The organism is Caballeronia sp. INML3B, assembly GCF_023631305.1.
Classification (GTDB): domain Bacteria; phylum Pseudomonadota; class Gammaproteobacteria; order Burkholderiales; family Burkholderiaceae; genus Caballeronia; species Caballeronia turbans.
The window spans coordinates 1-1,094 of record NZ_JALQDI010000086.1 but is presented as its reverse complement, the minus strand read 5'-3'; the positions used below and the strand labels follow the sequence as shown (position 1 = coordinate 1,094).

Below are 1,094 nucleotides of genomic sequence, written 5' to 3'. Positions count from 1 at the left end.
TTCAAGCCGAAGAAATCCGTCGCGCTGTCCGGCGTGACGGCGGGCAATACCGCGCTGTGCACGGTCGGCAAGACCGGCAACGATTTGCACTATCGCGGCTACGACATTCTCGACGTTGCCACGACCTCCGAATTCGAAGAGATCGCGTACCTGCTCGTGCACGGCAAGCTGCCGAATACGGCCGAACTGAAGGCGTACAAGACGAAGCTCAAGGCGTTGCGCGGCTTGCCCGCGAACCTCAAGGCCGCGCTGGAATGGATTCCCGCGTCCGCGCATCCGATGGACGTGATGCGCACCGGCGCCTCCGTGCTCGGCACCATCCTGCCCGAGAAGGACGATCACAACGTGCCGGGCGCAAAGGATATCGCCGATCGCCTGATGGCTTCGTTCGGTTCGATACTGCTCTACTGGTACCACTACTCGCACAACGGCCGGCGCATCGAAGTCGAAACCGATGACGATTCCATCGGCGGGCACTTCCTGCATCTGCTGCATGGCAAAGAGCCGTCGAAGTCGTGGGTCGATGCGATGCATGTCTCGCTCAATCTCTACGCCGAGCACGAGTTCAACGCATCGACGTTCACGTCGCGCGTGATTGCGGGCACCGGCTCCGACATGTACTCGGCGATCACCGGCGCGATCGGCGCGCTGCGCGGCCCGAAGCACGGCGGCGCCAACGAGGCGGCATTCGAGATTCAGTCGCGCTATCAGACGCCCGACGAAGCCGAAGCCGACATCAAGCGCCGCGTCGAGAACAAGGAAGTCGTGATCGGCTTCGGCCATCCGGTGTACACGATCTCCGATCCGCGCAACAAGGTCATCAAGGACGTCGCGAAGAAGCTGTCGAAGGAAGCGGGCGACACGAAGCTCTTCGATATCGCCGAGCGGCTCGAAACGGTGATGTGGGACGCGAAGAAGATGTTCCCGAACCTCGACTGGTTCAGTGCGGTCTCGTATCACATGATGGGCGTGCCCACCGCGATGTTCACGCCGCTGTTCGTGATCTCGCGCACTTCAGGCTGGAGCGCGCACATCATCGAGCAACGCATCGACAACAAGATCATTCGGCCGAGCGCGAATTACACCGGTCCGGA

At 61.6% G+C, this 1,094-nt stretch carries 1 protein-coding gene; it reads left to right on the top strand.

All coding sequences use genetic code 11. The annotated features are described in order from the left end of the window. Nucleotides 1–1,094, top strand: a 1,094-nt coding sequence (gene prpC, locus NCS58_RS33895) for a 2-methylcitrate synthase (RefSeq protein WP_250539037.1), incomplete at both ends; no start/stop codon positions are given.